Origin of the sequence: Pseudomonas putida (assembly GCF_028682455.1) — a bacterium.
Taxonomy (GTDB): Bacteria; Pseudomonadota; Gammaproteobacteria; order Pseudomonadales; family Pseudomonadaceae; genus Aquipseudomonas; species Aquipseudomonas putida_AA.
Map to the genome: position 1 here is coordinate 292,472 of NZ_JANHLD010000003.1, position 23,889 is coordinate 316,360.

Genomic DNA, 23,889 nt, shown 5'->3' on the forward strand with positions numbered 1-23,889 from the left:
CATGAGCCTGACCATTATCCCGCTCAGCCCTGCCCTCGGCGCCCAGATCAGCGGTATCGACCTGAGCCGCCCGATCAGCGGCGAACAGCGTGACGCCATCGAGCACGCCCTGCTCACCCATCAAGTGCTGTTCTTTCGTGACCAGCCGATCAACCCACGGCAGCAGGCGGAATTCGCCGCGCACTTTGGCGACCTGCATATTCACCCGATCTACCCCAACGTGCCGGAAACCCCGCAGGTGCTGGTCCTCGACACCGCGGTAACCGATGTGCGCGACAACGCCGTGTGGCACACCGACGTGACCTTCCTGCCGACTCCGGCACTGGGCGCCGTGCTCGCCGCCAAGCAACTGCCGGCCTACGGTGGCGACACTTTGTGGGCCAGTGGCATTGCGGCATTCGAAGCATTGTCCGGACCTTTGCAACAGCTGCTGGACGGCCTGACGGCGACCCACGACTTCACCAAGTCCTTCCCACTCGAGCGCTTTGGCAGCACGCCTGAAGACCTGGCCCGCTGGGAAGCGGCGCGGCACAACAACCCTGCGCTGTCGCACCCGGTGATTCGCACGCACCCGGTCAGCGGGCGCAAGTCGCTGTTCGTCAATGAAGGCTTCACCACGCGGATCAATGAATTGAGCGAGGCAGAAAGCGAAGCGATTCTCAAGCTGCTGTTCGCTCACGCCACCCGCCCGGAGTTCACCATTCGCTGGCGCTGGCAGGAAAACGACGTGGCGTTCTGGGACAACCGCGTGACGCAGCACTACGCGGTGGACGACTATCGACCGCAGCGGCGGGTGATGCACCGGGCGACGATTCTGGGCGATGCCCCCTTCTGACACCATCGCGAGGCCCCCCCACTCCCACAGGAGCGGGCTTGCCCCGCGATTGCTGTACTAACGCACCAGATGCAGGAACTGCATGTGCCGCTCGTACTGGTCGAGGATGTCGTTGATGATCTGCTCCTTGCTGTAGCCGACCAGGTCATAGTCCTGGCTGCCTTCGCTCAGGTGCACCTCGGCGCGGTAGTAGCGACGATTCTTCAACTCCTGGGTACCCAACCCCCCCAGGGCGAACGACGGGGTGAAATACCCGCGCATCTGTACCTGGTAGATGAACGGCTGCTCTTCGCCATGGCCGATCTTCAGGCTGACGTTGTCGTGGCTCGGGTCTTCCTGGGTGATGACGTTCAGGCCCTTCTCGACGAACACCTCGGTCACCTCGGCAATCGCCGGGCGCACCACGTCATCCATGAAGCGGTACACCTCATCGCGTGACGGAAAGTGCACGGCCTGGCTCAAGCGCTGGCGCCAGCCACCGCGTCCGCGACGCGAGTTGGCAAAGGGTGCGAGCGAATGCATCTGCGCGATCTGGCGCTGCGACTCCAGGTAGAACGCCTTGTGCAGCCCCCACATCATGGCCAGCAGAATCACCGAGAACGGCAGCGAGGTCAGCACCACGGCCGACTTCAACGAGTCGATACTGCCGGCGAACAACAGGCCGCTGGTCACCAGCGCCGTCATCACGCCCCAGAACACCCGCAACCAGTTGGGACCGTCTTCATCGGCACTGCCGCCACGGGCAGAGAGGGTCGACAACACCACCGTGCCGGAGTCGGCCGAGGTGACGAAGAATACAAAGCTGATGAACACCGTGACGGCAATCACCACCTTGCTCCAGGGGTAGGTTTCGAGCAGCAGGTAGAGGGTCATCGACGGGTTGTCGAGCGCCGATTGGCCCAGCGCGGTCATGCCGTGATCGAGCACCTGGGACATGGCGCTGTTGCCGAAGATCGACATCCACGCCAGGGTGAAGCCCAGAGGAATCAGCAGTACGCCGAAAACGAATTCGCGGATGGTCCGGCCACGGGAAATCCGCGCGATGAACAAGCCGACAAACGGCGCCCAGGCAATCCACCAGGCCCAGTAGAACACGGTCCAGCCACCCAGCCAGTCACTGGCTTCATTGTAGGCGTACACATCGAAGCTCTTGCGCGGCAAGGCGCCCAGGTAGTCGCCCAGGTTCTGGATCAGGGTGTTGAACAGGTGCTGGGTAGGCCCGGCGAACAGCACGAACAGCAACAGCGCACAAGCCAGGACCATGTTGATGTCGGACATCACCCGCACGCCCTTCTCGACGCCAGCCACGGCAACCGCCACGGCCGCGCCCATCATCAGGGTGATCAACGCCACCTGCACCCATTGGGTATGCGGGATGCCGAACAGGTAGTCCAGGCCCGAGTTCAGGTGCAACACACCAAAGCCCATGTCGGCGCCCAGGCCGAACACCGTGGCAATAATGCCGAAGCCATCCACTGCATAACCGATCGGCCCGTTGATCCGCTTGCCGATCAGCGGGTAGAGCGCCGAACGCAGGGCCAACGGCAGGTTGTGGCGGTAGGCGAAATACGCCAGGGCCATGCCGACGAAGGCGAACACGCCCCAGCCATGCAGGCCCCAGTGCAAAAACAGCAGCTGCATCGCCTGGCGCCCGGCTTCGGCCGTGCCAGCCTCGCCCTGGGGCGGCTGGAGCATATGGGTCAGGGGTTCGGAGACGCAGAAGAAGAACAACGTGATGCTGATACCGGCCGCGAACAACATGCCGGCCCACGACAGGTAGCTGAACTCGGGCTCGTCGTGGTCGGCACCGAGCTTGATCTTGCCGTAGCCAGACAAGGCGGTGACCACCACGAAGACCAGGTACAGGGTCATGGCCAGCATGTAGTACCAGCCGACCGTGTTGGCCGCCCAGTTCTGCGCCGCCAGCAACCACTCGCCCGCGGCTTGCGGATTGCTGATAACAGCCAGTGCGAAAAGAAGGATAAAGCTCGCCGCGAAATAGAAAACCGGCGGATTCATGCGGATCTTGCCGCTGGCCAGGGGACTCGGTGCACTCATTTGACGCGCACCTCGAAATGAGGGGAAAGGCTTGGATTGAACGGGTTCAGCAAAGGGTTTCCTCCTTTTGAACGCCGGCAGCGGACCACCGTTTTAACTTGAACAAGCGTTCAAGTTAAACATGGATGGGGTCCGCAATGCGACCCATCGCGGGGCAAGCCCGCTCCTACAACCACAATCCGTAGGAGCGGGTTCGCCTCGTGAAAAGGCCTGAAACCCTACTTCTGCGTTCCGTCATCATGCTGCAGGTTGGCCTGGGTCAGGTTGCTGCCCGGGGCCACGCTGCGGGTCAGCCAGACGTTGCCGCCGATGGTCGAGCCCTTGCCGATGGTGATACGTCCCAGAATAGTGGCGCCTGCATAAATCACCACGTCATCCTCGACGATCGGGTGGCGCGGATGGCCCTTTTGCAGCTGGCCGTCTTCGTCAGCCGGGAAGCGCTTGGCGCCCAGGGTCACGGCCTGGTAGATGCGCACCCGCTCACCGATGATAGCTGTCTCGCCGATCACCACACCGGTACCGTGGTCGATGAAGAAGCTCTGGCCGATCTGCGCCCCCGGGTGGATGTCGATACCCGTGGCCGAATGCGCCAGCTCCGAACTGATCCGCGCCAACAACGGCAGGCCTGCGCGGTACAGGTGATGCGCCAGGCGGTGATGGATCACCGCAAGGATCCCCGGGTAGCACAGCAGCACTTCATCGACACTGCGCGCCGCCGGATCGCCGTGGAAGGCTGCCAGCACATCGGTGTCGAGGATGCTGCGCAGGCCCGGCAACGCCGCGGCGAAGCCCTGGATCAGGCTCAGGGCCTTGGCGTCGACATCGGCCGTGTTGCACTTGCCGTGGCGAGCAACATAGCGAAGCTCCAGGCGAGCCTGGGCCAGCAAGGCGGTTAGCGCCGAGTCGAGGGTATGCCCGACATAAAAGTCTTCGCTCTCCTCGCGCAGGTCCACTGGCCCCAGGCGCATCGGGAACAGCGCCCCGCACAGTTGCTCGAGGATGTGCCGCATGGCTTCGCGCGACGGCAGTTCGCGGCCACCCTGCTCACCACTGCTACGACCATTGCTGCTGCGCCATTTGTCCCGGGCAGTACGCAAGCCGGCGACGATGCCCTGCAATTGCCAATGCCCTGTTTGCGCGTTTTCGCTCACGGTTACGTCTCCTGCCACGGCGGCGGTTGCTGGATTGGAAGGCCGCCTGATAGGCGGCCACTTTACGGCAAATGAGCAGGATGGAAAAAATAACCCTTTATTCCAGATCGCAATAAAGCCGGCATAAGGCGTGGAGTTGCCCCTTGGCCCGGTGCTGCCTATAGTCGGATTTTCCCTCGCAGATGTGTTGCCATGATCGACCGACAGCTCGCCCGCTTCAATCGTCTGGACCTGCTAGGCGCGCCCACCGCGCTGGAAAAGCTGCACCGCCTCTCGGCCTGGGTTGGCCGCGACATCTACATAAAGCGCGATGACTGCACCCCGCTGGCCCTGGGTGGCAACAAGCTGCGCAAGCTCGAATACCTGGCCGCCGACGCCTTGAGCAAGGGCGCCGACACGCTGGTTACGGCCGGCGCGATCCAGTCCAACCATGTGCGCCAGACCGCGGCATTGGCCGCCCGCCTGGGCCTGGGCTGCGTGGCACTGCTGGAAAACCCCATCGGCACCGACTCGCTCAATTACCAGCAGAACGGCAACCGCCTGCTGCTCGACCTGTTCGATACCAAGGTCGAGCTGGTCGACAACCTGGACAACGCCGACGATCAACTCCAGGCCCTGGCAGTGCGCCTGCACGCCAGCGGCCGCAAACCCTACCTGGTACCCATTGGCGGCTCCAACCCCCTCGGCGCCCTGGGCTATGTACGCGCAGGCCTTGAGCTGGCGAGCCAGATCGAACAGATCGGCGAGACGTTTGCCGGTGTGGTCCTGGCCTCCGGCAGCGCCGGCACCCACAGCGGCCTCGGCCTGGCGCTGGCAGAGGCCATACCTCAGCTGCCCGTGATCGGGGTGACCGTATCGCGCAGCGATGAAGACCAGCGACCCAAGGTGCAGGGTCTGGCCGAACGCACCGCCGAACTGCTCGGCGTGCAGTTGCCCGGCAGCTTTCATGTCGAACTCTGGGACGAGTATTTCGCTCCCCGCTATGGCGAGCCGAATGCCGGCACCCTGGCCGCCATTCGCCTGCTGGCCAGCCAGGAAGGTCTGTTGCTCGATCCGGTGTACACCGGCAAGGCCATGGCCGGGTTGCTCGATGGCATCGCCCGCCAGCGATTCGATGACGGCCCGCTGATTTTCCTGCATACCGGTGGGGCTCCGGCATTATTCGCCTACCCTGAGGTCTGGAACAGCTGAACAACTTATAGATAAATAATATAAGAAAATAAATTTATATTATTTTTAAGTCTATATGGCTTCACCCTATTGTCGTCTCCCACTACACAACAACATTGGGGCTTCGTCATGACAGTAATCGGTAAACAGATTCTCAATGCAGGCGTTGCCCTGCTGCTGGGCGCCACCCTGCTCGGCCAGGCCGTCGCCGGCGAGCAGTTGAAGACCATCAAGGACAAGGGTGTGATCAGCGTCGGCCTGGAGGGCACCTACCCACCCTTCAGCTTCGTCGACGCCGACGGCAAGCTGGCCGGCTTCGAAGTGGAGCTGTCGGAGGCACTGGCCAAGGAGCTGGGGGTCAAGGCCAAGCTGCAACCGACCAAATGGGACGGCATCCTCGCTGCCCTCGAGTCCAAGCGTCTGGACGTGGTGATCAATCAAGTGACCATCTCGGACGAGCGCAAGAAAAAGTACGACTTCTCCGAGCCCTATACCGTTTCCGGTATCCAGGCGCTGACCCTGAAGAAGAACGAAGGCTCGATCAAGAGCGCCGCTGACCTTGCCGGCAAAAAGGTCGGTGTAGGCCTGGGTACCAACTACGAGCAGTGGGTGAAATCAGCCGTGCCCGAGGCGGTCGTGCGCACCTATGACGATGACCCGAGCAAGTTCCAGGACCTGCGCGTGGGCCGTATCGACGCGATCCTGATCGATCGCCTCGCCGCCCTGGAATACGCGAAGAAAGCCCAGGACACGGCGGTGGCAGGCGACGCCTTCTCGCGCCTGGAGTCCGGTATTGCCCTGCGCAAGGGCGAGCCCGAACTGCTCGACGCCATCAACAAGGCACTGGACAAGCTGCGCGCCGACGGCACCCTGGCCAAGCTGTCCGAGAAGTACTTCGGCGCCGACGTGACTAAATGATCGAAGACAGTCTGCAGCTTGCCCTCGATAGCGTGCCCTTTCTGCTCAAGGGCGCGTACTACACGGTAATTCTCAGCCTGGGCGGGATGTTCTTCGGCCTGCTGCTGGGCTTTGGCCTGGCGCTGATGCGCTTGTCGTCGTTCAAGCTGCTGAGCTGGACAGCACGGGTCTACGTGTCGTTCTTTCGCGGCACGCCGCTGCTGGTGCAGCTGTTCATGATCTACTACGGCCTGCCGCAACTGGGCCTTGAGCTCGACCCGTTACCCGCAGCGCTGATCGGCTTCTCGCTGAACATGGCCGCCTACGCCTGTGAAATCCTGCGTGCTGCCATTGGCTCCATCGACCGTGGCCAGTGGGAGGCCGCCGCCAGTATCGGCATGACCCGTGGCCAGGCAATGCGCCGGGCGATCCTGCCGCAGGCGGCGCGCACCGCCTTGCCGCCGCTTGGCAACAGCTTCATTTCGCTGGTCAAGGACACCGCCCTGGCGGCCACCATCCAGGTGCCGGAGCTGTTCCGCCAAGCGCAGCTGATCACCGCCCGCACCTTCGAAATCTTCACCATGTACCTTGCCGCCGCCCTCATCTACTGGGTGCTGGCCAGCGTTCTCGCGCACTTTCAGAACCGTCTGGAAGCGCGGGTCAACCGGCACGACCAGGAGTCCTGAGGCATGATCGTGGTAGACCGACTGAGCAAGCAGTTCAACGGCCAGACCGTGCTGAACGACATCAGCCTGAAGGTCGAGGCCGGCGAGGTGATCGCCATCATCGGCCCCAGCGGCTCCGGCAAGACCACCTTCCTGCGCTGCCTGAACCTGCTGGAAACCCCCAGCAGCGGGCGCATCCAGGTCGGCGATGTGCAAATCGACGCCAACCGCCCGCTAGGCCAGCAGCAAGGGCTGATCCGCAAGCTGCGCCAGCAGGTCGGCTTCGTGTTCCAGAACTTCAACTTGTTCCCCCATCGCACGGCACTGGAGAACGTTATCGAAGGGCCGCTGGTGGTCAAGAAGACCCCGCACGAGCAAGCCGTGGCGCTGGGGCGAAAGCTGCTCGCCAAGGTGGGCCTCGCTGGCAAGGAAGATGCCTACCCACGCAAGCTTTCGGGGGGCCAGCAACAACGGGTGGCCATTGCCCGGGCCCTGGCCATGGAGCCGGAGGTGATTCTGTTCGACGAACCGACCTCGGCCCTGGACCCCGAGCTGGTCGGTGAAGTGCTGGCCACCATCCGCGGCCTTGCCGAAGAGAACCGCACCATGATCATCGTCACCCACGAAATGAGCTTTGCCCGCGACGTTGCCAACCGGGTGATCTTTTTCGACAAGGGCGTGATCGTCGAACAGGGTGAGGCCAAGGCGCTGTTTGCCCACCCCCGTGAAGAACGTACCCGCCAGTTCCTCGGCAAGTTCCTCGGCACCCAGAACACCGGTTACTGAGCCCCTCCCCTCGCGCCTCCTCGCTGCCGCCTGCTGCTCTGGCCCGGGCGGCAGCAACACTTCTATCTATATTCCTAAAAGTTAGTTTATTTAATTTTTATACACCATTAGGGTATATGAACCGGACCACCGGACCAGCGCATTCTCGTCGGCGCCCTCGCGCCGACCTTTCCAATACGTGAGGTAAGGTATGGTCAGGAACACAATCACCCCAGTGCGTAACGCCAGGGCATTGAGTGCAGCCAAGGAGCAGTACTGATGTCCAGTCTGGCAACCACCCATGTCCACAGTGATCTGGACAGCGCCCCCCTGCTTTTGCCAGCCAAGGTGCTGCGCAATGACGCCGAGGCCCTGCAGGCCGCCCATGAGCTGGCCGAAGCCGCCCGCAGCCAGGCTGCCCGCCGCGACCAGCAGCGCAAGCTGCCCTGGGCAGAAGTCGAGCAGTTCACCCGCAGTGGCCTGGGCAGTATTTCCATTCCCCACGCCCATGGCGGAGCCCAGGTGTCGTTTGTCACCCTCGCCGAGGTGTTTCGCATCATCAGCGCCGCTGACCCGGCGCTGGGGCAAATTCCCCAAAACCAGTTCGGCATCCTGCAACTGCTCAAAGGCGCCGCCAGCGACCGGCAGAAAGACCTGCTGTTCAAGTCGGTGCTCGACGGCTGGCGCATCGGCAACGCCGGCCCCGAACGCGGCAGCAAGAACACCCTGGAGCTCAAGGCCCGGATCACCCGAAAAGGCGATCAATCGGTGATCGATGGGCAGAAGTTCTATTCGACCGGCGCCCTGTTCGCGCACTGGGTGGCCGTCAAGGCACTGAACGATGAGGGCCGCCCGGTGATGGCCTTCGTTCGCCGTGGAACACCCGGGCTGCGTATCGTCGATGACTGGTCCGGTTTCGGCCAGCGCACCACGGCCAGCGGTACAGTGCTACTGGATCAGGTACAGGTCGACAACGATCTTGTCGTCGACATCTGGCGCCAGAGCGAGGTGCCGAACATCCAGGGCGCGGTTTCGCAATTGATCCAGGCCGCCATCGACGCCGGCATTGCCGAGGCGGCCGTGACCGAGACCATCGCGTTCGTCCGCGAGCGAGCCCGCCCCTGGATCGACGCCAAGGTCGAGCGCGCCAGCGACGACCTCTACGTGATCGCCGACATCGGTCGCCTGCAGCTTGAACTGCACGCCGCCCAGGCCCTGTTGGCCAAGGCTGCACGTACCCTCGATGAAGTCGACGCGGGCCCGCTGGATGCCACTGCCGCAGCCCGTGCCTCGATTGCCGTGGCAGAAGCCAAGGTGCTGACCACCGAGATCGCCCTGCAGGCAAGCGAGAAGCTGTTCGAACTCGCCGGCAGCCGCGCCACCCTCGCCGAGTTCAACCTCGACCGACACTGGCGCAATGCCCGGGTGCATACCCTTCACGACCCGGTGCGCTGGAAATACCACGCCGTCGGCGCCTATCACCTCAACGGTACCTTGCCTGCGCGGCACGCCTGGATCTGACCAGACCACTGGAGCCCTGTTATGAGCCTTCTCCCACAACCGCACGAAAACGTCGCGGTGATCCACACTGACGCCCAGGCGTTGGACGTTGCCGAGCAACTGGCCGGCGAACTGCGCCGTGACAGCATCCTGCGCGACCGCGAACGTCGCCTGCCGCACCCGGAACTTGCACTGTTCTCGCGCTCCGGCCTGTGGGCCATCAGCGTTCCCAAGGCCTTTGGCGGCGCGGGTGTTTCCAGCGTCACCCTGGCCAAGGTGATCGCCCGCATCGCACAGGCCGATGCCTCGCTGGGCCAGATCCCGCAGAACCATTTCTACGCCCTTGAAGTGCTGCGAGTGAACGGCAGCGCTGCGCAACAACAGCGCCTCTATGCCGAGGTACTGGCCGGCAAACGCTTTGGCAATGCCCTGGCCGAACTGGGTACCAAGACCGCCCACGACCGCACCACGGCGCTGACCCGCGAAGGCGACGGCTACCGCATCAACGGGCGCAAGTTCTACGCCACCGGTGCCCTCTACGCCCAGCGCATCCCTACCTCGGTGGTCGATGAGCACGGCGTTCAACAACTGGCCTTCGTGCCCGCCGACAGCGCCGGGCTCAAGGTGATCGACGACTGGAGCGGCTTCGGCCAACGCACCACCGGCAGCGGTTCGGTGCTGTTCGACAATGTGTCGGTTGCCGCCGATGACGTGGTGCCCTTCCAGAGCGCCTTCGAACGCCCGACCACGGTCGGTCCGCTGGCGCAGATCCTTCATGCCGCCATCGACACCGGCATCGCCCGCGCCGCCTATGAGGACGCCCTGCAGTTCGTGCGCACCCGCACCCGGCCATGGATCGACTCCGGCATTGACAAGGCCAGCGAAGACCCCTTGACCCTGAAGTCCTTCGGCCATCTGGCGATCCGCCTGCACGCCGCCGAGGCGCTGCTCGAACGCGCCGGCGAATTCCTTGACCGGGCCCAGGCCGAGCCCGACGCCAGCAGCGTGGCCGCCGCTTCCATCGCCGTGGCCGAAGCCCGGGCGATCAGTACCGAGATCTCCCTGGCCGCCGGCAGCACCTTGTTCGAGCTGGCAGGCAGCCAGGCCACCCTGGCCGAGCACGGCCTGGACCGTCACTGGCGCAACGCGCGCGTACACACCCTGCACGATCCGGTGCGCTGGAAGTACCACGCCATCGGCAACTATTACCTCAACGATGAAAACCCACCGCTGCGGGGGACCATCTGATGGCCAAGAAAAAGATCCTGCTCAATGCCTTCAACATGAACTGCATCGGGCACATCAACCACGGTCTGTGGACCCACCCCCGGGACACCTCCACTCAGTACAAGACCCTCGAATACTGGACGGAGCTTGCGCAGTTGCTTGAGCGCGGCCTGTTCGACGGGCTGTTCATCGCCGACATCGTCGGGGTCTATGACGTGTACCAGAACGCGGTGGATGTACCGCTCAAGGAGTCGATCCAGCTGCCGGTCAACGACCCATTGCTGCTGGTCTCGGCCATGGCCGCGGTGACCCGTCACCTGGGCTTCGGCCTGACGGCCAACCTGACCTATGAGGCGCCCTACCTGTTCGCCCGCAAGCTCTCCACGCTCGACCACCTGAGCCGCGGCCGCGTGGGCTGGAACATCGTCACCGGCTACCTGGACAGCGCCGCCCGGGCCATGGGCCTGGAACAACAGGCCGAGCACGACCGCCGCTACGACCAGGCCGATGAGTACATGCAGGTGCTGTACAAACTGCTCGAAGGCAGCTGGGAAGATGGCGCCGTGCTCAACGACCGCCAGCAACGGGTCTACGCCAGGCCAGACAAAGTGCACAAGGTGCAGCATCAGGGCGAGTTCTACCGGGTCGAGGGGTATCACCTGTGCGAGCCTTCGCCGCAACGTACCCCGGTGCTGTTCCAGGCCGGCAGTTCCGAGCGCGGCCTGGGCTTTGCCGGTCATCATGCCGAGTGCGTGTTCATCAGCGGCCAGACCAGGCAGGCGACTCGCGCCCAGGTCGACAAGGTGCGTGCCGCCGCCGTCGCGGCGGGACGTGATCCGCAAGCGATCAAAGTGTTCATGGGCCTGACCGTGATCGTCGCCCGCACCGAGGAGCAAGCCCGGGCCAAGCATGCCGAGTACCTGCGCTATGCCAGCCCCGAGGCGGGTGTTGCGCACTTTTCCAGCTCCACCGGCATCGACTTTTCCGCCTATGAACTGGACGAGCCGATCCAGTACGTCAAGAGCAATGCCATCCAGTCCGCGACCAAGGCCCTGCAGAACAACGACTGGACCCGTCGCAAACTGCTCGACCAGCACGCCCTGGGCGGGCGCTACATCACTTTGGTGGGCTCGCCCACCCAGGTTGCCGACGAGCTGGAAAGCTGGATCGAGGAAACCGGCCTGGACGGCTTCAACCTGACCCGCACCGTCACCCCGGAAAGCTACGTCGACTTCATCGACCTGGTGATCCCCGAACTGCAACGTCGCGGCGCCTACAAGACCGCCTACGAACCCGGCAGCCTGCGCGAAAAACTCTTCGCCAGCCAACAACCCCACCTGCCCGCCGACCACCCCGGCGCCAGCTATCGCCACACCACCCCGACCGGAGCGCCACAGCATGCTTAAGACCTTCCTTGTCCGCCCTGTCGCGGCCCTCGCCCTGGCCCTCGGCCTGTTCAGCACGGCCCAGGCCGGCGAAGAACCGTTGAAAGTCGGCACCACGGCCGCCTTTTCCATCCCGCTGGAAGCCGCCGTCGATGAGGCGAAAAAACAGGGGCTGCCAGTCGAGCTGATCGAGTTCAGCGACTGGATCGCGCCGAACGTGAGCCTGGCCAGCGGCGACATCGACGTGAACTACTTCCAGCACATTCCCTTCCTGGAAAACGCCAAGGCTGCCGCCGGTTTCGACCTGGAGCCCTACGCGCCGGGGATCATCAACAACGTCGGCCTCTATTCGAAAAAGTACAAAAGCTTCGACGCGCTGCCCCAGGGCGCCAGCGTGGCCATCGCCAATGACCCGATCAACAGCGGTCGCGGCCTGCAGCTGCTGGCCAAGGCAGGCCTGATCACCCTCAAGCCGGGGGTTGGCTACAAGGCCACCGAAGAAGACATCGTCGCCAATCCCAAACAGCTGAAGATCCTCCAGGTAGAAGCCGTGCAACTGGTGCGCGCCTATGACGATGCCGACCTGGTCCAGGGCTACCCGGCCTACATCCGCCTGGCCAAGACATTCGATGCGACCTCCGCACTGCTGTTCGACGGCCTGGACCACAAGGAATACGTGATCCAGTTCGTGATCCGCCCGCAATCGAAGAGCGATCCGCGCCTGGCCAGGTTCATCGATATCTACCAGCACTCGCCTGCCGTTCGCGCCGCGCTGGAGAAGGCCCACGGCAAGCTCTACCAACCCGGCTGGGAGAGCTGAGATGAGCGCTGCCACCACCCCGCTTGCACAACAGAGGCAAACCTTCGAACCGTTGCAATGCGCCCAGCAACGGGCCTTGCGCCCGGAGCTGGGCAACGCTCATGTACGCTTTCTAGGCCTAGCCAAGACTTACCCCGGCCAATCGAGCCCGGCGCTGGAAGGCATCGACCTGAACATCCAGCGCGGCGAAATCTTCGGCATCATCGGCCGCAGCGGCGCGGGCAAGTCGTCGCTGATCCGCACCATCAACCGCCTTGAACAACCGAGCAGCGGCCGGGTGCTGATCGATCAGGTCGACATCGGCGAGTTCGATGAAGACCATCTGGTACGCCTGCGCCGACGCATCGGCATGATCTTCCAGCACTTCAACCTGATGTCGGCCAAGACGGTCTGGCAGAACGTCGAACTGCCGCTCAAGGTGGCTGGCGTGCCCAAGGCCGAACGTCAGCGCAAGGTGGCCGAGCTGCTGGAGCTGGTGGGTCTGGAGGAAAAGCATCAGGTGTATCCGGCGCAGTTGTCTGGCGGGCAGAAGCAGCGCGTCGGCATCGCCCGGGCGCTGGTGCATGACCCGGACATCCTGCTGTGCGATGAAGCCACCTCGGCGCTCGATCCGGAAACCACAGCGTCGATTCTCGAGCTACTGCGCGACATCAACCGGCGCCTGGGGCTGACCATCGTCCTGATCACCCACGAGATGGCGGTGATCCGTGACATCTGCCAGCGGGTGGTGGTGCTCGAACGCGGGCGCATCGTCGAACAGGGCGCGGTGTGGCAAGTGTTTGGCAATCCGCAGCATGAGGTCAGCAAGACCCTGCTCGCACCCTTGCAGCCAGCATTGCCAGCCGCCCTGCAATCGCGCCTGCAGGCACAGGCAGCCAGCCCTGGGTCGGCGCTGGTGCTGAACCTCAAGATCAGCGGCAGCGAACGCCAGGCGCCGGAGCTATCCACATTGTTCAATCACCTGGGGGGCCGCATCAGCCTGCTGCAGGGCGGGATCGAGCCCATCCAGGGACGGCCGCTGGGGCAACTGGTGGTGTCGGTGGCGAATTCGCCGCACAGCCATGAACAGGTCATCGAACGCGCCCGGGCGTGGGCCACGCAGGTGGAGGTATTGGGTTATGTGGACTGATCGATTGATTCAGGGCGTGCTCGACACCCTGCTGATGGTGGGTGTGTCATCGCTGATCGCCTTGCTCGCCGGCATACCGCTGGCAGTGATCCTGGTTACCAGCGGCAAGGGAGGCATCTTCGAAGCACCCACGTTGAACCGGGTGCTGGGGGCGTTCGTCAATTTGTTCCGCTCGATTCCGTTCTTGATCCTGATGGTCGCGCTGATCCCCTTCACCCGCCTGATCGTGGGCACTACCTATGGCGTCTGGGCGGCCGTGGTGCCGCTGACCATCGCAGCCACCCCTTTCTTCGCCCGCATCGCCGAAGTCAGCCTGCGTGAGGTCGACCATGGCCTGATCGAAGCGGCCCAGGCCATGGGGTGCCGCCGTTGGCACATCGTCTGGCACGTCCTGCTGCCCGAGGCGCTGCCAGGTATCGTCGGCGGCTTTACCATCACCCTGGTGACCATGATCAACTCGTCGGCCATGGCCGGCGCGATTGGCGCGGGTGGGCTGGGCGACATCGCCTACCGCTATGGGTATCAGCGCTTCGACAGCCAGATCATGCTGACAGTGATCGTCATGCTGGTGGCGTTGGTGGCGCTGATCCAACTGGGTGGCGATCGCTTGGCCAAGGGCTTGAACAAGCGCTGAAAGCATCGCGGGGCAAGCCCGTTCCTACATGCCGGCCCTTGTGGGCACTGGCTTGCCAGCGATGCGTTTCACATCAAGCCTGCTGCGGCTCGCGGATCTTGTACCAGGCCACGTACAGCGCCGGCAGGAACAGCAGGGTCAGCAGGGTGGCAACGATGATCCCGCCAATCATGGCGTAGGCCATCGGTCCCCAGAACACTTCCCGGGCAATCGGGATCATCCCCAGGCTCGCCGCCGCTGCCGTCAGCAGGATGGGCCGACGACGGTGGTTGGTCGCCTGGAGCACCGCCGCCCAGGGCGAGAAGCCCTGGGCTTCGTACTCGTCGATCTGGGTCACGAGAATCACCGAGTTGCGGATGATGATGCCGATCAGCGCAAGGATGCCGAGGATCGCCACAAAGCCCATGGGCGTCCCCGTCGGCACCAGCGCCAGCACGACCCCGATCAACCCCAGGGGCGCCACGCTGATCACCAGGAACAGCTTCTGCACACTCTGCAGCTGGATCATCAGGAAGGTGCCCATCAGGAACAGCATCAGCGGAATGACTTTGGCGATCGGCCCCTGGGCCTTGCCGCTTTCTTCCACGGTACCGCCGGTTTCCACGTAGTAGCCAACCGGCAGCTTGCTGGCGAAGTCGTCGATCTGCGGCTTGAGCTCGGCCACCAGGTCGGTCGGCTGGATGTCACCGCGCACCGAGGCCTTGATGGTGATGGTCGGCTTGCGGTCGCGACGCCACACCAGCGGCTGCTCCAGTTCGTAACGCACCGTGGCGAACGCCAGCAGCGGGATCGACGTACCGTTGGGGGTGACGATCTGCAGGTTCTGCAGGGTCTGCGGCGAACCCCGTTCGGAGTCCTCGGCGCGGGCAACCACATCGATCAGGTAGATGTTGTCGTTGACCTCGGTAATCGGTGCGCCGGTAACGATGCTGTTCATCACCTGCGCCACATCCTCGGACGACAAGCCAAGCTGACGCGCCTTGTCCTGGGCGATCTCGACCCGCAGCACTTTGCCCGGCTCGTTCCAGTCGTAAATCATTTCGCCGATGTGCTCATTGCGATCGAGCAGCGATGCCAGGGCAATGGAGTGCTTGCGCACTTCGTCGATCTCCTTGCCACTGACCCGGTACTGGATCGGGCGTCCCACCGGCGGGCCCATCTCCAGCGACTGGACGTTGGTGCCCACGCCCACGAAGTCTTCACGCAGGCGCTGTTTCAAGCGCGTCATCAACCCCTCGCGCTCTTCGAAGCCCTTGCTGACGATTACCAACTGGGCGTAGTACGGGTTCTGCAGCTGTTGGTCGAGCGGCAGGTAGAAACGAATGGCGCCCTGGCCGATATAGGTACTCCAGCGCACGATGTCCGGGTCACCCTTGAGGGTCGCTTCGAGCTTGTCCACCGCCTTGCGGGTTTCCTCGATCGAGGCGTTCTGCGGCAGGTTGAGGTCGACGAGAATCTCCGGTCGGTCCGAGGCCGGGAAGAACTGGTTCTGCACGAAGCGCATGCAGAACACCGCCAGTACGAACAGCAGCACCGTACCGATGATGGTCAGCCAGCGATTGCGCATGCACCACAGCAGGCTGCCTTCGAAGGCCTTGCCGAGCCGACCGGGCTCTTCGCTGTGCGGCTTCACCTTGGTGCTGAGAATGTGCACGCCCAGCACGGGGGCAAAGAGCACCGCGACCACCCACGACACCAGCAAGGCGGCGGCGATTACCGCAAACAGGGTGTAGGTGTACTCGCCCGCGGAGCTGCCGTTCAGGCCGATCGGAACAAAGCCTGCCACGGTCACCAAGGTACCTGTGAGCATCGGGAAGGCCGTCGAAGTGTAGGCGAAGGTCGCCGCCTGCTCCTTGGTCTCGCCCATCTCCAGGCGCGTGACCATCACCTCTACGGTGATCATCGCATCGTCCACCAGCAGCCCCAGGGCAATGATCAAGGCGCCCAGCGAGATCCGCTGCATGGTGATGCCGCTGTACTCCATGAAGATGAACACCATGGCCAACACCAGCGGAATCGAGCAGGCCACCACCAGTCCGGCGCGCACCCCGAGGCTGATGAAGCTCACCACCAACACGATGATGACCGCCTCGAACAGCGCGCTGGTGAAGCCACCCACCGCCTCTTCGACCACCACTGCCTGGTCAGACACCGTGTGCACGCCAACGCCCACTGGCAATTCGGCCGTGACGCTTTCCATCTTCTTGTGCAGCAGTGAACCAAAGACCTGGATGTTGCCACCGGCTTTCATGCCGATGGCAAGGCCGATGGCGGGCTGGCCGTTGAACCGGAACATCGGCGCCGGTGGATCGACATAGCCCCGCTCGATCTCGGCGATGTCCGCCAGGCGGAAGAAGCGGTCATTGATTCGCAGGTTGACCGCCTCGAGGTCTTTTTCGGAGGCGAACTGGCCGGTGGTCCGCACCGAAATCCGCTCGGGCCCCGCTTCGATGACCCCGGCCGGGGTCACCGCGTTCTGGGCTTGCAAGGCCTGCAGTACCTGACGCTGGTCGATGCCGAAGGACGCCAGTTTGCGCGTGGAGAAGTTCAGGTAGAGCACTTCGTCCTGGGTGCCGATCATCTCGACCTTGCCCAGGTTGGGTACCTCGCGGATCTCGGCACGCACCTGCTCGACGTAGTCGCGCAACTGACGCATGGTCAGGCCGTCGGCAGTAAAGGCATAGATCGAGCCGAAGACATCACCGAATTCGTCGTTGAACGCCGGCCCCTGGATACCCTGGGGGAACTGGCCGCGGATGTCCTGGATCTTCTTGCGCACCTGGTACCAGATCTGCGGAATGTCCTCAGCCTTGGTGGTGTCGCGCAAATTGACGTAGACCGTCGACTCACCGGGGCGGGTGTAGCTCTTCACATAGTCGAGCGAGTCCAGCTCTTCGAGCTTTTTCTCGATGCGGTCGGTGACCTGGTAAAGGGTTTCGTCCTGGGTCGCGCCCGGCCAGCGGGTCTGGATGACCATGGTCTTGATGGTGAACGAGGGGTCTTCTTCGCGCCCCAGGTTCATGTAGGAGAACACGCCCATCAGCAAACCGACGAACATCAGGTACCAGACAAAGGATTGGTGCTTCAGCGCCCATTCCGAGAGGTTGAAGCTTCCTTTCATTGCGCGTCTTCCTCGTCGACGATGACCTTCTGGCCCGGTTTTAGACTGTTCACACCTGCAGTCACCACGCGCTCCCCAGCTTGCACGCCGGAGGTCAGCACCACGGTGCCAGGCGTACGCTCAAGCAACTTCACATCACGGGTGGACACGGTTTTTTGCTGCGGATCGACGATCCAGACGCGGGTCTGCCCATCGCTCTCCAGCAGGGCAGATGCCGGCAACTCGCTGCGCGGCGATACGGCAGAGGTCAAGGTGACGCTGATCGAGGTGCCCAGGCGGAAAGCGCTGGGTGTGCTGGCCAGGGTCAGGCGGGCGCGCCGGGTACGGGTGGCGGCATCAGCCTGGGGCTCGAGCTCGCGCAGGGTGGCACTGGTGTTGATGCTCGGGTCCAGCTGCGCGGCCACCATGAATTTCAGGTCAGGGGTCAATTGCTCGGCCAGATAGGTCGGCAGGTCGATCACCGCTTCCTTGATCTGCGGCTGCGCCAGCGTCACCACGGCCTGGCCGGCACTGACGGTCTGCCCGGCCTCGGCCTGCCAATTGGTGACGACGGCGGGATGATCGGTGCGCAGTTCGCTATAGCTGAGCTGGTCGCGAGCCTGATCGACGGCTGCCCGTGCTTGTTCCAGCGAAGCCCCGGTGGTTTTCAGGTCGGTCTGGGCAATATCGAGCTGTGCCTGGGCCCCTACGCCCCGGTCGAACAATTGCTGCTGACGACGGGCGTTGGCCTGGGCATTTATCCACAGGGCCTGCACCTTGGCCAGGTCGCCTTCGGCTGCACGCAACTGGTTGCGTTGATCGGTCGGGTCGAGGCTGGCCAGTACATCGCCCGGCTTCACCTGGCTGCCGACATCCACCCAACGCCGGGCAATGCGGCCACCCACGCGAAAACCCAGGGTGCTCTCGTAGCGTGCCTGGATACTGCCGGCAAAACGCCCCAGGCTTGCCTGCACCTGCGGCTGGACAATCATCGACAGCACCGGCCGTACCGGCTCGGGGGCTGCAGCTTCTTTGCCACAGCCCGTGAGCAACAACACGACGCTGCCCAGGGCGAGGATCATCGCTTTCATTGCACCACCCCGATGTCCTTGAACGGTGCGATTTCCACTTCCATACCTGGATTGAGCAATTGACCCCCTGCCACTACCACGGTTTCACCTTCCTTGAGCCCCTCACCCACGACAATCTTGCCCGTGAGATAACGCGTGACCTTGACCTTCTGCAAGCTGACCTTGTTGCCCTCGCCCACCAACCACACTGCAGGTTCGTGCAGGTCCTTGGTCAAGGCTGACCAGGGCAGCTCGATACTCGGCTTGCCCTGGACATTGCCGGTAGCGGTGACGGGCGAGCCCAGCTCCATGCCGGCAGGTACGTCGCGCAGCGCCACCTTCACTTGTACCGTACCGCTTTGCGCCGAGACGGTCGGGGTGACCTCACGCACACGGCCCTGCGCCTTGATATTGGGGTTGTCCACCAGGCTCACGGTGATCGCGTCGTCGGGCGCAGCCGACAACAGCAACGCCTCATAGACGTTGAACACCGCATCGCGGTCGCCATCGCGGGCCAGGCCAAAGATCGGCACCGTGGCCTGCACCACCTGGCCGACCTCAGCCTGGCGATCGGTGATGACCCCGTCCGCCTCCGCCAGCAGGGAGGTGTAGCTCAGTTGTTCGCGGGCGTTGGCCAACTGCGCCTGGGCTGCCTTCAAGGCGCTCTGGTTGCTGAGCAATTGCGCCTGGGCAGCGTCGTACTCGCTCTGGCTGGTATAGCCCTTGGGCAGCAGCTTCTGCTGGCGGACGAACGCGGCGCTCGATTGCGTCACCCGCGCCTGCGCGGCAAACACCTCGGCCTTGGCCGAGTCGACGTTGGCCTGCAGGTCTTTGGGGTCGAGCTTGGCCAGCACCTGGTTGGCTTTCACATGATCCCCCACGTCGACGCTACGGGAGATGATCTTGCCGCCCACACGGAAAGAGAGATCAGTCTGCACCCGTGCCTGAACGTCGCCGGTCAGCGTCACGGAAGCAGCGAAATCAGCAGGTTCTACACGTTGTACGCCGACCCTGGGCATTTCGGCTTCGGCGGCTTTTTTCTCACCGCATCCACCCAGCACGAGCAATGTTCCCAGGCTGACGATCAATACAGGACGCAACACCGTCATGCAGGCTCCTTGCATGTGCCAATTCGATATAGAGATGCGAGTGTTAGCGTAGATCAGGGTTCCCCTAGTCGCTCGCGACAAACGCAATTCATTCAAGCTTTTACAATAAGCGATACTGAGGTTCCTCCGCACGCGCAAGGATGCCTTGATGCTCACCACTCTGGCGGTTGCCAACTACCGTTCGATCAATCATTTAGTGCTGCCACTGGCGCGCCTGAATGTCATCACCGGGCCCAATGGCAGCGGCAAATCCAACTTGTACAAGGCCCTGCGCCTGCTGGCTGAAACGGCCCAGGGCGGTGTGGTCAATGCGTTGGCCGGTGAAGGGGGGCTCGAGTCGACGTTCTGGGCCGGCCCCGAGCGCATCAGCCGGCGCATGAGCCGTGGCGAGGTGGCCGTCGAAGGAGGCCCACGCCAGGACGTCAAGCGCTTGCGCCTGGGCTTTGCCAGCGAAGACTTCGGCTATGCCATCGGTCTTGGGCTGCCAGCGTCCAGCGGACATTTCATGCTCCCGGGGCATAGCTTGCCCATCGCCTCGCGCTTTACCCTCGACCCGCAGATCAAGCGTGAATGCATCTGGGCCGGGCCGGTGTATCGCCCGGCCAGCCTGCTGGTGGATCGCCAGGGCGCCATGATCCGTGCCCGCGAGGGACGCCAGTGGGACGTGCTGGCCCAGCACACCCCCGACTACGACAGCCTGTATGACCAGGTCGGCAACCTGCGCTCTTCGCCGGAAGTGGTGCACTTGCGCGAGCGGATTCGCGGCTGGCGCTTCTACGATCACTTTCGTACCGACCGCGATGCACCGGCGCGTCGCCCCCAGCTGGGTACCCGTACCCCCGTGCTGCACCATGACGGCCGCGACCTGGCCGCCGCCCTGCAGACCATCATCGAGATCGGCGATGCCCAGGCCCTGTGGGCCACCCTCGGCGATGCCTTTCCCGGCTCGCACCTGACCATCGATGCGGTGCCCGGTGGCTTGTTCAATCTGCAGTTCCATCAGGAAGGCCTGCTGCGGCCGTTGGCGGCGGCGGAACTGTCGGATGGGACGTTGCGTTTCCTGCTGCTGGTGGCGGCGTTGCTGAGCCCCAGGGCGCCGACCATGATGGTGCTCAACGAACCGGAGACCAGCCTGCACCCGGACCTGCTGCCAGCGTTGGCACGCTTGATCATTCGCGCGACCGAACATTGCCAGGTATGGGTGGTATCGCATGCACGGCGATTGGTGGCCGCACTGGAACAGGATGCGACCTGCAACTCGATTGTGCTGCAGAAGGAACTGGGACAGACCCGGGTGGCGGGTCAGGGGATGCTGGATGAGCCGGCCTGGTATTGGCCGGACTGAACGTAATCGCGGGGCAAGCCTGCTCCTACAAGTAGGAGCAGGCTTGCCCCGCGGTCTATCACGCCGAGACAGGCGCCGGTGCGCGACGCACGTCCGGTTGTTTCCAGGAGTCGGCGGCGCTCTCCTCGATAGCCTGCTGGATCGCCCGACGACGACGCTCTTCAGCACGACGGCTGAAGTACCAGACCATGAAGGTCACCAGCGACACCGACAGCAGGATCAAGCTGGCCACCGCGTTGATTTCCGGCTTCACGCCCAGACGCACGGCAGAGAAGACTTCCATCGGCAAGGTGGTCGAACCAGGGCCCGACACGAAGCTGGCCAGTACCAGGTCATCCAGCGACAGGGCGAAGGACATCATGCCGCCCGCCGCCAGCGAAGGCGCAATCATCGGGATGGTGATCAGGAAGAATACCTTCCACGGTTTCGCGCCCAGGTCCATGGCCGCTTCTTCGATGGACAGGTCCAGCTCACGCAGGCGGGCCGACACCACGACCGCCACATAAGCGGCGCAGAACGTGGTGTGAGCGATCCAGATGGTGACGATGCCACGCTCCTGCGGCCAGCCGATCATCTGCGCCATGGCCACGAACAGCAGCAACAGCGACAGACCGGTGATCACCTCGGGCATTACCAGCGGCGCTGTGACCAGGCCACCGAACAGGGTGCGGCCCTTGAAGCGGGTCACCCGGGTCAGCACGAAGGCCGCCAGGGTGCCCAGCGCCACGGCGGCGACCGCGGTGTAGCAGGCGATCTCCAGCGAGCGCATCACCGAGCCCATCAACTGACTGTTGTCGAGCAGGCCGACGTACCACTTCACCGACCAGCCACCCCAGACCGTTACCAGCTTGGAGGCGTTGAACGAGTAGATCACCAGGATCAGCATGGGCAGGTAGATGAACAGCAAGCCCACGATCAACATCAGCTTGGAGAAACTGAAACGCTTCATGCCCGGCCCTCCATCTCTTTAGCCTGACTACGGTTGAAGAGCAGGATCGGCACGATCAGGATCGCCAGCATCACTACCGCCAGGGCGGACGCCACCGGCCAGTCGCGGTTGTTGAAGAACTCTTGCCACAACACCTTACCAATCATCAGGGTTTCCGGGCCGCCGAGCAGCTCAGGAATGACGAACTCGCCCACCACCGGAATGAACACCAGCATGCAGCCGGCGATGATGCCGTTCTTCGACAGCGGCACGGTGATTTTCCAGAAGCTGTTGAAGGTGCTCGAACCCAGGTCCGATGCCGCCTCGAGCAGGCTCTGGTCGTGTTTGACCAGGTTGGCGTACAGCGGCAGGATCATGAATGGCAGGTACGAATAGACCACACCGATGTACACCGCCAGGTTGGTGTTGAGGATCTGCAGCGGCTGGTCGATCAGGCCCAGCCACATCAGGAAGGCATTGAGCAGCCCGTTGTTGCTGAGAATACCCATCCAGGCATAGACGCGGATCAGGATCGCGGTCCAGGTCGGCATCATGATCAAAAGCAACAGGACCGTCTGGGTTTCCTTGCGCGCATTGGCGATGGCATAGGCCATCGGATAGCCGATCAGCAAGCACAGCAGCGTGCTGAAGAAGGCCATCTTCAACGAACCCAGGTAGGCCGAAATGTACAGTTCATCCTCGGTCAACAGGCCATAGTTGGCCAGGTTGAGCACCAGTTGGACCTTGTCTTCGACGTAGCTGTAGATCTCGGTGTACGGCGGAATCGCCACGTCCGCTTCAGCGAAGCTGATCTTCAGGACGATGAAGAACGGCAGCATGAAGAACAGGAACAGCCAGATGAATGGCACCCCGATCACCACGTGGCGACCCTCGGGCTTTATTCGATTGAAGGCTCGCTTGAGCTTGCGCATGTTCATGACCGCAGTACCACGCCGCTGTCATCCTCCCACCAGACGTATACCTGGTCGTCCCAGGTAGGTCGGGTGCCCTGGCGCTCGGCGTTGGCGACGAACGACTGGACGATCTTGCCGCCAGGCAGTTCGACGTAGAACACCGAGTGGCCGCCCAGGTAGGCAATGTCGTGGACCTTGCCGCGCGACCAGTTGTGCTCGCAGGTGGGTTGCTCGGTGGTCACCAGCAGTTTTTCCGGACGCAGCGCGTAGGTGATGCGCTTGTCTTCGACCGAAGTGGTGACACCGTGGCCGACATAGATCTTGCGCTCAAGCTCTGGGCTGGCAATCACCGCATGGCCCTCGGCGTCCTCGACCACTTCACCGTCGAACAGGTTGACGTTGCCGATGAACTCGCAGACCAGGCGGCTGGTGGGGGTCTCGTAGACGTCGATCGGGCTACCGATCTGGGCGATCCAGCCCAGGTGCATGATGGCGATGCGCTGGGCCATGGTCATGGCCTCTTCCTGGTCGTGGGTCACCATGACGCAGGTCACGCCCACGCGCTCGATGATCTGCACCAGCTCCAGCTGCATCTGCGAACGCAGCTTCTTGTCCAATGCACCCATCGGCTCGTCGAGCAGCAGCAGCTTTGGACGCTTGGCCAGCGAACGGGCCAGGGCCACGCGCTGGCGCTGGCCACCGGAGAGCTGGTGCGGCTTGCGCTTGGCGTACTGGGTCATGTGCACCAGCTTGAGCATCTCGCCGACACGGGCGTCGATCTCGGCCTTGGGCATACGGTCCTGCTGCAGGCCGAAGGCGATGTTCTGCGCTACGGTCATGTGCGGGAACAGCGCATAGGACTGGAACATCATGTTGATCGGCCGCTCGTAGGGCGGCATATCGGTGATGTCTACACCATCGAGGAAAATCCGGCCTTCGGTCGGACGCTCGAAGCCGGCGAGCATGCGCAGCAACGTGGATTTACCGGAACCGGAACCGCCCAGCAGGGCGAAGATCTCGCCCTTCTTGATTTCCAGGGACACATCGTCCACGGCGACCGTTTCGTCGAACTTTTTTGTAACCCGATCGATTTTGACCAGCACCTGTTTAGGTTGCTGATCGCCCTCGAGGGCTTTTTTATAGGCACCGGAGGCAACTGCCATGTGTGGAACTCCCAACAAGATTTT

Annotated in this window: 20 protein-coding genes; 12 read left to right on the plus strand and 8 right to left on the minus strand. The window is 63.1% G+C overall.

Going from position 1 to position 23,889, the window contains the following annotated elements:
* Position 1 precedes the first annotated feature (1 nt).
* Positions 2-835: a taurine dioxygenase gene (tauD, locus tag NPS58_RS18500; RefSeq protein WP_274116778.1), complete on the plus strand. Its 834-nt coding sequence runs from the start codon at positions 2-4 to the stop codon at positions 833-835.
* A gap of 57 nt (positions 836-892) precedes the next feature.
* Here tauD and betT read toward each other — a convergent pair whose 3' ends face one another.
* Positions 893-2,854, minus strand: a complete 1,962-nt coding sequence (betT, locus tag NPS58_RS18505) for a choline transporter BetT (protein WP_274117572.1) — start codon at positions 2,852-2,854, stop codon at positions 893-895.
* 257 nt (positions 2,855-3,111) lie between these two features.
* Positions 3,112-4,044 (minus strand): serine O-acetyltransferase EpsC, encoded by a 933-nt coding sequence (gene epsC, locus NPS58_RS18510; protein WP_274116779.1) that lies wholly within the window; start codon positions 4,042-4,044, stop codon positions 3,112-3,114.
* 192 nt (positions 4,045-4,236) lie between these two features.
* On the opposite strand from epsC, the gene NPS58_RS18515 reads away from it, so the two are divergent.
* The 10 genes from NPS58_RS18515 (at position 4,237) to NPS58_RS18560 (ending at position 14,236) form a co-directional block, all read left to right on the plus strand.
* Positions 4,237-5,235: a D-cysteine desulfhydrase gene (locus NPS58_RS18515; protein ID WP_274116780.1), complete on the plus strand. Its 999-nt coding sequence runs from the start codon at positions 4,237-4,239 to the stop codon at positions 5,233-5,235.
* 108 nt (positions 5,236-5,343) lie between these two features.
* A complete protein-coding gene (gene tcyJ, locus NPS58_RS18520) occupies positions 5,344-6,132 on the plus strand; it encodes a cystine ABC transporter substrate-binding protein (protein WP_274116781.1) in 789 nt (262 codons plus the stop codon).
* Positions 6,132-6,797, plus strand: coding sequence for a cystine ABC transporter permease (gene tcyL, locus NPS58_RS18525; RefSeq protein WP_274117573.1), 666 nt, complete (start codon positions 6,132-6,134; stop codon positions 6,795-6,797). Before tcyJ ends, tcyL begins: the two co-directional genes overlap by 1 nt.
* A 3-nt stretch (positions 6,798-6,800) precedes the next feature.
* Positions 6,801-7,562: an L-cystine ABC transporter ATP-binding protein TcyN gene (tcyN, locus tag NPS58_RS18530; protein WP_274116782.1), complete on the plus strand. Its 762-nt coding sequence runs from the start codon at positions 6,801-6,803 to the stop codon at positions 7,560-7,562.
* Positions 7,563-7,820: 258 nt separating this feature from the next.
* Positions 7,821-9,062 (plus strand): SfnB family sulfur acquisition oxidoreductase, encoded by a 1,242-nt coding sequence (locus NPS58_RS18535; RefSeq protein ID WP_274116783.1) that lies wholly within the window; start codon positions 7,821-7,823, stop codon positions 9,060-9,062.
* 21 nt (positions 9,063-9,083) lie between these two features.
* On the plus strand, positions 9,084-10,289 hold the full coding sequence (locus NPS58_RS18540) for an SfnB family sulfur acquisition oxidoreductase (RefSeq protein ID WP_274116784.1): 1,206 nt from the start codon (positions 9,084-9,086) through the stop codon (positions 10,287-10,289).
* Complete coding sequence (locus tag NPS58_RS18545) at positions 10,289-11,674, plus strand: LLM class flavin-dependent oxidoreductase (protein ID WP_274116785.1); 1,386 nt, start codon at positions 10,289-10,291, stop codon at positions 11,672-11,674. Before NPS58_RS18540 ends, NPS58_RS18545 begins: the two co-directional genes overlap by 1 nt.
* On the plus strand, positions 11,667-12,473 hold the full coding sequence (locus tag NPS58_RS18550; RefSeq protein WP_274116786.1) for a MetQ/NlpA family ABC transporter substrate-binding protein: 807 nt from the start codon (positions 11,667-11,669) through the stop codon (positions 12,471-12,473). Before NPS58_RS18545 ends, NPS58_RS18550 begins: the two co-directional genes overlap by 8 nt.
* A gap of 1 nt (position 12,474) precedes the next feature.
* Complete coding sequence (locus NPS58_RS18555; protein WP_274116787.1) at positions 12,475-13,602, plus strand: methionine ABC transporter ATP-binding protein; 1,128 nt, start codon at positions 12,475-12,477, stop codon at positions 13,600-13,602.
* The gene (locus NPS58_RS18560) at positions 13,592-14,236 is read left to right on the plus strand and encodes a methionine ABC transporter permease (RefSeq protein WP_133216410.1); all 645 of its coding nucleotides are present in this window, start codon (positions 13,592-13,594) and stop codon (positions 14,234-14,236) included. Before NPS58_RS18555 ends, NPS58_RS18560 begins: the two co-directional genes overlap by 11 nt.
* Before the next feature lie 73 nt (positions 14,237-14,309).
* Here NPS58_RS18560 and NPS58_RS18565 read toward each other — a convergent pair whose 3' ends face one another.
* The 3 genes from NPS58_RS18565 to NPS58_RS18575 are packed head-to-tail and all read right to left on the minus strand — an operon-like array spanning position 14,310 to position 19,515.
* A complete protein-coding gene (locus NPS58_RS18565; protein WP_274116788.1) occupies positions 14,310-17,357 on the minus strand; it encodes an efflux RND transporter permease subunit in 3,048 nt (1,015 codons plus the stop codon).
* Complete coding sequence (locus tag NPS58_RS18570) at positions 17,354-18,427, minus strand: efflux RND transporter periplasmic adaptor subunit (RefSeq protein ID WP_274116789.1); 1,074 nt, start codon at positions 18,425-18,427, stop codon at positions 17,354-17,356. Before NPS58_RS18570 ends, NPS58_RS18565 begins: the two co-directional genes overlap by 4 nt.
* Positions 18,424-19,515 carry an efflux RND transporter periplasmic adaptor subunit gene (locus NPS58_RS18575; RefSeq protein WP_274116790.1) on the minus strand — a complete coding sequence of 364 codons (1,092 nt, stop codon included), beginning with the start codon at positions 19,513-19,515 and terminating at the stop codon, positions 18,424-18,426. The genes NPS58_RS18570 and NPS58_RS18575 overlap by 4 nt, the downstream gene beginning before the upstream one ends.
* 148 nt (positions 19,516-19,663) lie before the next feature.
* Between NPS58_RS18575 and NPS58_RS18580 the strand changes: the two genes are divergently transcribed.
* Positions 19,664-20,860 (plus strand): AAA family ATPase, encoded by a 1,197-nt coding sequence (locus NPS58_RS18580; protein ID WP_274116791.1) that lies wholly within the window; start codon positions 19,664-19,666, stop codon positions 20,858-20,860.
* A 58-nt stretch (positions 20,861-20,918) separates the two neighbouring features.
* Here NPS58_RS18580 and NPS58_RS18585 read toward each other — a convergent pair whose 3' ends face one another.
* The 3 genes from NPS58_RS18585 to potA are packed head-to-tail and all read right to left on the minus strand — an operon-like array spanning position 20,919 to position 23,865.
* Positions 20,919-21,809 carry an ABC transporter permease subunit gene (locus NPS58_RS18585; RefSeq protein ID WP_274116792.1) on the minus strand — a complete coding sequence of 297 codons (891 nt, stop codon included), beginning with the start codon at positions 21,807-21,809 and terminating at the stop codon, positions 20,919-20,921.
* Positions 21,806-22,726, minus strand: coding sequence for an ABC transporter permease subunit (locus tag NPS58_RS18590; protein ID WP_274116793.1), 921 nt, complete (start codon positions 22,724-22,726; stop codon positions 21,806-21,808). Before NPS58_RS18590 ends, NPS58_RS18585 begins: the two co-directional genes overlap by 4 nt.
* Positions 22,723-23,865: a polyamine ABC transporter ATP-binding protein gene (gene potA, locus NPS58_RS18595; protein WP_274116794.1), complete on the minus strand. Its 1,143-nt coding sequence runs from the start codon at positions 23,863-23,865 to the stop codon at positions 22,723-22,725. Before potA ends, NPS58_RS18590 begins: the two co-directional genes overlap by 4 nt.
* Positions 23,866-23,889 lie beyond the last annotated feature (24 nt).